The 8,749-nt window shown below is 42.1% G+C and carries 4 protein-coding genes; all 4 read right to left on the bottom strand.

The window, feature by feature from the left end; genetic code table 11:
• Window positions 1–219: 219 nt before the first annotated feature.
• The 4 genes from H5072_RS05905 to H5072_RS05890 all read right to left on the bottom strand — a co-directional run bounded on the left by H5072_RS05905 (window position 220) and on the right by H5072_RS05890 (window position 8,516).
• A complete protein-coding gene (locus H5072_RS05905; RefSeq protein WP_182692982.1) occupies window positions 220–2,109 on the bottom strand; it encodes a monovalent cation:proton antiporter-2 (CPA2) family protein in 1,890 nt (629 codons plus the stop codon).
• Window positions 2,110–2,272: 163 nt separating this feature from the next.
• On the bottom strand, window positions 2,273–4,669 hold the full coding sequence (locus H5072_RS05900) for a PKD domain-containing protein (protein WP_182692981.1): 2,397 nt from the start codon (window positions 4,667–4,669) through the stop codon (window positions 2,273–2,275).
• A 220-nt stretch (window positions 4,670–4,889) separates the two neighbouring features.
• Window positions 4,890–5,783 carry a hypothetical protein gene (locus tag H5072_RS05895; protein WP_182692980.1) on the bottom strand — a complete coding sequence of 298 codons (894 nt, stop codon included), beginning with the start codon at window positions 5,781–5,783 and terminating at the stop codon, window positions 4,890–4,892.
• 204 nt (window positions 5,784–5,987) lie between these two features.
• The gene (locus H5072_RS05890; protein ID WP_220488525.1) at window positions 5,988–8,516 is read right to left on the bottom strand and encodes a TonB-dependent receptor; all 2,529 of its coding nucleotides are present in this window, start codon (window positions 8,514–8,516) and stop codon (window positions 5,988–5,990) included.
• Between the last annotated feature and the right edge of the window lie 233 nt (window positions 8,517–8,749).

The following is an 8,749-nucleotide window of genomic DNA, read 5'->3' as shown; positions in this document are numbered from 1 at the left end:
AGGGGTAAAGGCACTATTAATTATCGCTGAAAGTAATAATACTGAAAGTTGGGTTGTTCCTAAGGCGGAGTTCTTAATAAAACAAACAAACCGTGAGCCACTTAAACAGATCTAAAATAGCTGTTTTTTGCTTGAGTCTAGTAAATATAAGCAACTATTTATTTGCCTCCTAACGAGGCAATACCATCGCATTAAAAATATAAACTCAACTATCTGATGCTACTCCAAATGAGCATCATCAGGTTTTTTAGGTTTACTCGCTACTTCTGTTAAGCCGTTTTGGCAATCGCCGCTGTCGCAGGTATTTAAATCGCTTTGTGCTTGTTTATCTTGTTGCAGCACTTGTTTTAAATCTTCCATGCGTTGGCGCACGGCTACGCCGTAGCTGGCGTCGTCTCCCCATAATGCAGCAAGTTGCAGTACTGCAGCGCGGTCGTGGTCTCTAAATAGCTTACCAGCACGTTCTGCATCTTGTTTAGTGTTACCTAGTAACTCGAGTGCTTCTACGGCAAGGTTAATAGCTGAGTCGACTGTTTCGCGGTTAAACGCATCTACTTTTAAATTAAGTAACTGATACGCATGGCGGCGGTCGATTGCGCGAGCAACTATTTTAAGCTGCGGGTAGTTTTTATGCGCGAGCTTAATTATCTCAATAGTTTTATCGGGGTTATCAATTGCAATTACCAGCATTTGCGCAGTGTGCGCGCCTGCGGCTTCAAGGAGTTCTTGGCGTGCGGCATCGCCATAAAATACGGTATTGCCAAAACGGCGTAGTAATTCTATTTGGCTAGGGCTGTGATCAAGTACGGTTATTTCGTAGCCTTGCGCGTGCAGTAAACGCCCCATAATTTGGCCAAAACGTCCGTAGCCCGCAATAATTACGTGCTTAGCGGTGCTAATTTGCTCTGGCTTATCAAACTCAGGTAAAGCACTGCTGCTGCGTTTTTGTATTTGCTCATAAACCATAAGTAATAACGGCGCTATTAGCATTGATACCGCCACAACTAAGGTAACAAGGCTGGTTTGCTCGGGCGTTAAAATACTTAAGGTGGTGGTTACGCTTAACAGTACAAAGGCAAACTCACCCCCTTGGGCAAGCGCTAAGGCAAATAATAATTGCTGTTTACTGTTAATTTTAAAGGTAACGGCAAGGGCAAATAAAATGCAGGCTTTAACTACAATAAGTAAAACCACTAAGCCTATAACAGTACTAAACTCGTTAAATAGCAGTTCAAAGTTAATTGATGCGCCAACAGTTATAAAAAACAACCCTAACAGTAAGCCTTTAAAGGGCTCTATATCGGCTTCTAATTCGTGTCTAAATTCACTTTCGGCAAGTACAACGCCTGCTAAAAAAGTCCCCAGCGCAGGCGATAAACCAATACTTTGCATAACCAGTGCAATAGCGACCACTAAAAACAGTGCAAAAATAGTAAATATTTCACGCATGTGTGTTTGGGCAATGTATCTAAATAACGGCGCCGATACATATTTACCGCCGGCAATAATAGCGGCAATAACCGCAACCGATACACATACTTGTTGCCATACCGGCCAGCTTGCAATAATTGAATCGCTGATTTCTTTTGTGTTAGTTTGCGGGGCAAATGCAAGCAGTGGCAATAGGGCTAAAATAGGAATAATTGCGATGTCTTGAAACAGCAATACCGAAAACGCGTTTTGTCCGGCTTCTTGCTTTAGCCAGCCTTTTTCTTCAAGGCTCTGCAGCACAATAGCAGTAGAGGAGAGCGCCAGCATTAAACCAATGGCGAGTGCGGTTTGCCAATGCATGGCAAAAAACCAATAACAAAATGCAAAAATTGTCGCTGCCGTTAACACAACTTGCAAGCCGCCAAGCCCTAAAATAGAGTGGCGTAATGTCCATAAACGCGAAGGTTGTAGTTCAAGGCCCACTAAAAACAGCATCATTACTACGCCAAATTCAGCGAAGTGCATTACATCGGTTTGATCGCCCACAACACCCAGCGCATAAGGGCCAATGAGTATGCCGGCAATTAAATAACCTAACACTGAGCCAAGTCCGACTCGTTTTGCAATAGGGACAGCTACAATGGCTGCTGCTAAGTAAATTAAAGCAATTTCTAACACGCGTTTATCCTAATAACATCAAGGCTTTTAGAATGGCTTAGCTGCTTATAAAATACAATGGATTATATGGCTCAAAGTTGCTTATTTATCAGTAGCTATAACACTAATGGTTATAACTACTGGGCTAAAAATAGCACTTTATGTTGAAGGGCTTATTTGGGGGCTAAATATTACAAATACTTATAATTGCTGAGCTTGGTTGGCCTGAATCAGAATGGTAAATAGTAATGTTTGAGCTGATTGTATTTTCAACGCTTGTTTCAATTACTGTTACTTCAAACTCTGCTGATGCAGGTAGGTCGATATCCAATTCGCTATCGAGGTAAGTACTTCCGCTTTTTTGCAAAGTAAGTGGTTTGGTTTGATCAAAGCTAAATTGAAAGCTATCTGACGCTAAAAGTGTATCTACCATGTTAAAGCGTAGGTTAACTGTGTCGGGGCCTGAAAACTCAGCACACACAAATACCGAAACCTCAACAGCTTGTAAAACGGGCATGCTATTTTGGCCTATATCCACAGTAAAGTTGCTTTGCGTAATTGCTACAGAGTTATATACCCCGGTTGCGAGTCTTTCGTCTGCGGTGGTTATCGTTATTTTTTCACCTTGTGCTAAATTAACCTCTTCATCAAAAAAGCCGTTTGTGTTGGTAGTGTACTGCAGTCCATTAATTGTTAGCTGTGCATTACTTATAGCCGCTTTTTGCACATTAGTGAGTAGCCCTTTAATGCGACCGGTAAGTTGTGCAGAGTTGGTTACTGTAATTGAAAATTGCACACTTTTTGAAAATCCATCAGCATCAGTTGCGACAACGGTTAACGTGTAACTACCTGTCATATCGGCGATAAATTCGGTAATACTTTGGTTTGTATTGCTTAAACTGGTGCTCGAGCCTGAAGGCGCTGATAGTGTCCAGGCGTAATCGAGAGTGGTTCCTTCTGGGTCGTAACTTTGGCTTACATCAAATTTAACTGCATTGCCCACTACTTCGTAGCGTGATTGCTCCCCCGTGAAGCTAATTACTGGCAGTGCATTTTGTATTACATCAATTGTTAGGGTTTTTGTGTCGGAGTACTGCACGCCATCGTTAGTGCGTAACGAAATAACAACTTGCCCCTCTACTGATGCGCTAAACGTTGGTTTTGATATTGTATTACTGCTAAGCGTTGCTTGGCCTTGCGACGAAATGATTTCCCATTGGTAGCTTAGTGGTTGGCCTTCTGGATCGTAACTATTGGAAGCATCAAGTAAAACTTGTTCATCAACCGTTATAGAGGTTTCATAAGTTACCAAAGTGATAGGCTTTTTATTGCTACTGGCATGCAGTGCTGAGGTTGCTTGGTTTGAGCTTAATTGCCCATCAGACACTGTAAGCACTACAACGTAGTCGCCTTCTTTATCGGCAACAATAGAGGGTGTTGCTGATGTGCTGTTAGTCAGTTGTGATGCACTCTTTACAGGCTTAGCTTGTAACTGCCAGTTATAGCTCAGTGTATCTCCGTCTGGGTCGCTACATTGTTGGCACTGCAAAGTGGTAGATTCGTTTAACGTAATATCACGTTCGGATTCAAGTGTTGCAACGGGGGCTTTATTACTTGTGGTAACAGTTAAAGTAACTGATGCGGTATCACTTTCGTTTTGTTGATCGGTAACAGTGAGTGAAAGCGCGTAATCTCCAGCTGTTAACGCTGAAAACCCAGCGGTATGATTTTGCATGTTTGAAAGAGCTGGCGTGCTGCCCTCGGGTTTTGATGTAATTGCCCAAGCATAACTAAGCGTATCGTTTTTATCGGGATCAGTACTTTGGTTACCATAAAGCGTAACAACTTCATTTGGGGCAATTGTTTTATTTTCTACGTTAATAACCGCTTGTGGCGATGAGTTAGAATTAAGCGATTCACTTTTGATGAGCACGACAGTGCTTGCTGTATCACCTTGTGAATCAGTAATGGTAAGCTCAACTTTAAACTCGCCTATTTCGTCGGCAACAAACTGGCTTTTAACTTGAGTCGCATTTTCAAGCGTTGCATTACTTGCTACGGGCTTGGTAATAAATTGCCATTTGTATTGATTAATGGCGCCGCTGGTTGTGCTACTTTGCGCGCCATTTAAAAGCACAACATCACCTTGCTTAACGGTTTGTGTGCTACCTGCGTTAGCAATTAGTTGGGTATTTGCAGTAACGGTGAGTTGTTTTTGTGCAGGTGTGCTTGAAAGCTTGCCGTCACTCACGGTTAATACTAATTGGTACTCTTGTGCTTCAGATACTGAAAACTCAACGGTACTTTCATTATTAACCGTAATCGGTATTTCTACTTGTTCGTTTTTGCTGACTAATTGCCATTGATAGGTGAGTGCATCGCCATCGGGGTCGCTACTTTGTGCTGCGCTAAACACGAGGGTAGTATTTACTTTAAACCCCGATTGTTCGGTGGTAATAACCGCAATAGGCTTTGTATTAGTGCTGAGCGGTTTAGTTACTGTTTTGGAGTCTGAACCTCCAGAGCCACATGCAACAAGCGTGAATAGAGTCGTGATTAGAATTAAGAGTTTCCATTTCATAATATTAATATCCTTTTAATAAGTTGAATATTAATATGTACCCAAATTAGCTATAAAGCAAAAAAATAAATCAAATAAATAAATTTTCATTATTTTAGGAAGTAGTTAACGCGAAACAGTGCTGATTTTAAATAATTTATACTTTGAGGGGAGTGCTTTATGCCCAGATTGATAGGGCATAAAGTATATAAAATGGTAGTTAAATAACGCTTAAATAAAGTTAGTCAGCTACTTTTACTGAACCGCTAATATTATCGATACTTACATCGCCCGAGCCCGACTCAGTAATAGTCAGCCCCTTTGCATGGTTAACGCGAATATCACCCGAACCGTCTTCAATTGTTACGCTTGAACCAATATGCTCAATAAGCAGGTCGCCAGAGTTATCATCTACATTAACAGCACCGCTTATATTATTGATTGTTATATCACCCGATCCATCTTCAACGTTTAGCGAACCGCTTATGTTGCTCACGTGCATTTCGCCAGAACCATCGTCAATAGTTGCATTGCCACTTACGTTGTTTATATGAATACTGCCAGAGCCGTCGGTTAATTCTAAATTACCTGCGATGTTTTCAAGGTTTACTTCACCTGATCCATCGTCAACAGTTAGGTTTTTAGCACCGCTTATCGTTAAATTCCCCGAGCCGTCTTTTACATCAATATTGCTTTGCATAGCACTTATAAAAATGTCGCCAGAGCCATCATCAATATCTAAATTTAGATTACTTGGCACAGTAACCACTAAATTAATACTTGGAGATTGACCACTGTAAAAGCTAATACCATTACGGCTTTTATTTTGGGCAACAAGCTTTGCCTGTTTACCGTCTTGCTCCAGCGTTAGCTCGTATTCGTCTTCAATGTCGGCTGTGTAAATAGTGGCATCAACACTAATGCTGGTGGCCGTTTTTGAGCCTTTTATTTCAAGGCTACCTGCACCGCTTAATACATTTAAATATTCAAGATTATTGCTTGGCAGTGATAGCTGTTGAGTTTGCTTTACTGAGGCAACGCTTGGCGATATATGAAATACACAGCCACTTAATAATAAAATGCCGCCAATAAGCGAAAGTGGTTTTGTAATGCTAGATACAGTTGATGAGCTCATGTTTAGTCCTTTGTGTTTGTTATTTATGCTTGTTTTGTATAAGCATAGTAGAGCAAAAACGAGACCAACTGTAAGTTGTTGATTTTATTGATTTGATGGGTGTGTTTAAAAAGCCGGTTTACTAATGATTGGTTAAAAATACTAAAAGTTAGCAAAAAGGATGCACATGGCATCCTTTTTAAGTGTTTGCTTTTAGGTTATTTATTAAAAGCTGTAAGTAATGTTACCGTATAGGAAACGCCCGTCTAATCCGTACGGTGCATATGGCGTGTACGGGAATATTTGGCCAAAGTCAGAGTAACCAATGTTATCCACGGTTGCTTGTGGGTACTGATCGAATAAGTTGTTTGCACCAACGGCAAATTTCCAATATTCGTCTGGACGGTATGCCACTTCTAAGTCGGTGATCCATTTAGGGTCTAGGGATTCATCGCGATCAGCTGTTGTTGATATATCAGCGACTTCACCATAACGTGTGGCACGAAGCGTTGTTTGCCATTCGTTAAAGTTCCACACTGCTGATAGGTTCCATTTGCTATCTGGCGTGCCCTCTTCAAAGCGACCTACTTCACGACGCGCAAACACTACGTAGTCGTCACCTAGTGAGTTAAGTTCGCTTGGGTTGTCGTTTACGTGTGTTACTTCGGTGTCGTTAAAATTAGCTGCTACGTTTAGGCGTAAATCACCTAAGTTGTCTAAATCTAGGTTATAAGTGGCAACTATATCTACACCTTGCGTGCGTGAATCGATAGCGTTGGTAAAGTAACGTACGCTTTCGGTATTTAGCTCACCGGCATTTTGTAGTATTTCAACAACTGCATCGCCCTCTAAGTTTTCAGACAATACAATACGGTCATCAATATCAATACGGTACGCATCAACGGTTAAGCTAAAGCTGCCTTGCGTGTACATAAAGCCCGCAGTAACGTTTACTGACTCTTCTGCATCTAACGGCTGAGCACCGAGTGCTTGCGCTGCGGCTGAATCGGTTGGGAATAAACCAACTTCAAATGGTTGGTTGTTCTCAAGTACAGTAGAGATTTGGCGGTACGAGCTTTGCGCTAAAGATGGCGCACGGAAACCGGTGCTAATTGCACCGCGCAGCGATAGGTTTTCAGTAATGCTGTAACGCGAGGCAAGTTTAGAGGTAAATGTGTCGCCAAAGTCGCTGTAATCTTCATAACGACCCGCTAAAACGACGTTCCATTTTTCTGTTAAGTAGGTATCAAACTCAACAAATAAAGCGATGTTATGACGGCTTTCGTCAGTCGCACTTTCTGGTCCAAAACCAGCAAGTACTTGCGCGCCACCGGCTGCAATTGGGTTGCCGTTGCTATCAAGTGCGGTGATGTAAGACGCTTCTTCGCCTTCTTCTATTTTGTAGCTTTCGTGGCGGTATTCAGTACCTACGGTAAAAAATACGTCATCAGGTAAGCCTAAATCGAGTGTGGTGTTGGCCGTTGCGTTTACTAAAAACTGATCGTAAACCAGTGCACCGTTATCAAATTCAGTTGGGCTGTCGGCACCTAGTGATGTATTAATACTATTTACAACACCAAAACCAAAGTCGTTGCGGCCGTAGTTGGTACTTACATCCCATGTCCAGTCGTTAGTTTCGCCTTTTAAGCCCAGTGCAAATGAGTAGTCTTGTACGTCTGTTTCAATTTGCGGCAAAAAGCCATCTGGGTACACTTCTAAAACGTTACGGCTGTCTTTTGCTCGGCGGTAAAAACCACCTGAATTACCTTCACGCTTTGAGTAGCTACCAAATGAATAAAGGTTTAAGCCGTTATCTAAATCGTAACCCATGTTGTAAAACAGTGCGTAGTCTTCAAGGTCTGCTTTACCAAAACGGTGATTGTAACGATCGATAGTAAATTCGCGTGGGTCTAGGGTGCCATCATCAAGACGGCTGTATTGTTCGCGTGGGTCAAAGCCTGAGCGCTGCGTTGAGTCGTTATCGCGGTATTCAATTGATACGTTAACAAAGCCGTTATCAGATAACGCAAAACCAGAGTTTGCACTAACAGTGCGTGTTGCACCGTCGTTTACTTCTCTGTCGCCACCGGTATTAAACGCTAAGTCGCCGTTAGCATCTGCATAGGTGCTTTCTAGCTGAGGTACGCCAGCCATTTGAGTATCGTATTTACCGTACGTTACGCTAACGCTGCCGCCTTCTGAGGCATCTTTAAGTACAATGTTAATTACCCCTGCAATTGCATCAGAACCGTACTGTGCGGCTGCGCCATCACGTAGTACTTCAACACGTTTAATTGCAGAGGTTGGGATCATGTTCAAATCAACAGCGGTAGAGCCTCGACCAACAACACCTGCTAAGTTTAATAGCGCACCGGCATGGCGGCGCTTACCGTTTATAAGTACTAATGTGTGATCGGGTGCTAATCCACGTAAAACAGCTGGTTTTGCATGGTCAGTACCATCACCCATAGTGGCACTTGGGTAGTTAAAGCTAGGTACTTGGTTTGCTAGTATTTGGCTTATTTCTAGCTGACCCGTACTTTGCATATCACCGCTGGTAATAATATCTACAGGTACTGAGCTTTCGGCAATACTGCGTAAGCTACGGCGAGTACCTGTTACTGAAATCACTTCAATGCTTTTTTCGGCTTGAACATCTTGTTCTGCAGCAAATACAGAAGAATAGGGTGCACTAAGTGCAGAAGAAACGGCCAGGCTAAGTGCTACTTTTTTGGCTGATAATGGCTTTAACATGATGTTGATTCCCTTGAGGGCTGCTGACTATTGATTTTAAAAAGGAGCGCATCATATAGAAGCGACTACCCTAGTGCAAAGATAAAAACTATCTAAGATATTCTAAGTTGTTAACAAGTAAGGTCACTGTCTACGCGTGATATAGGCGTTTGGATCGTTGTAGTTGCAATCTTGTGTCGAATGGTTGCGAATTCAAGGGGATTTTAGATAAAAGTTAGTAAGACGTAAAAAGG

Origin of the sequence: Pseudoalteromonas sp. SR45-5 (assembly GCF_014163565.1) — a bacterium.
GTDB classification, from domain to species: Bacteria; Pseudomonadota; Gammaproteobacteria; order Enterobacterales; family Alteromonadaceae; genus Pseudoalteromonas; species Pseudoalteromonas distincta.
Note: the sequence above shows the minus strand (reverse complement) of the source record. Positions and strands in the feature narration are given on the sequence as shown.

Excerpts from the sequence above, each read along its gene's own strand:
- H5072_RS05900 (WP_182692981.1), bottom strand. The coding sequence starts at position 4,669 with ATGAAATGGAAACTCTTAATTCTAATCACGACTCTATTCACGCTTGTT.
- H5072_RS05895 (WP_182692980.1), bottom strand. The coding sequence starts at position 5,783 with ATGAGCTCATCAACTGTATCTAGCATTACAAAACCACTTTCGCTTATT.
- H5072_RS05890 (WP_220488525.1), bottom strand. The coding sequence starts at position 8,516 with ATGTTAAAGCCATTATCAGCCAAAAAAGTAGCACTTAGCCTGGCCGTT.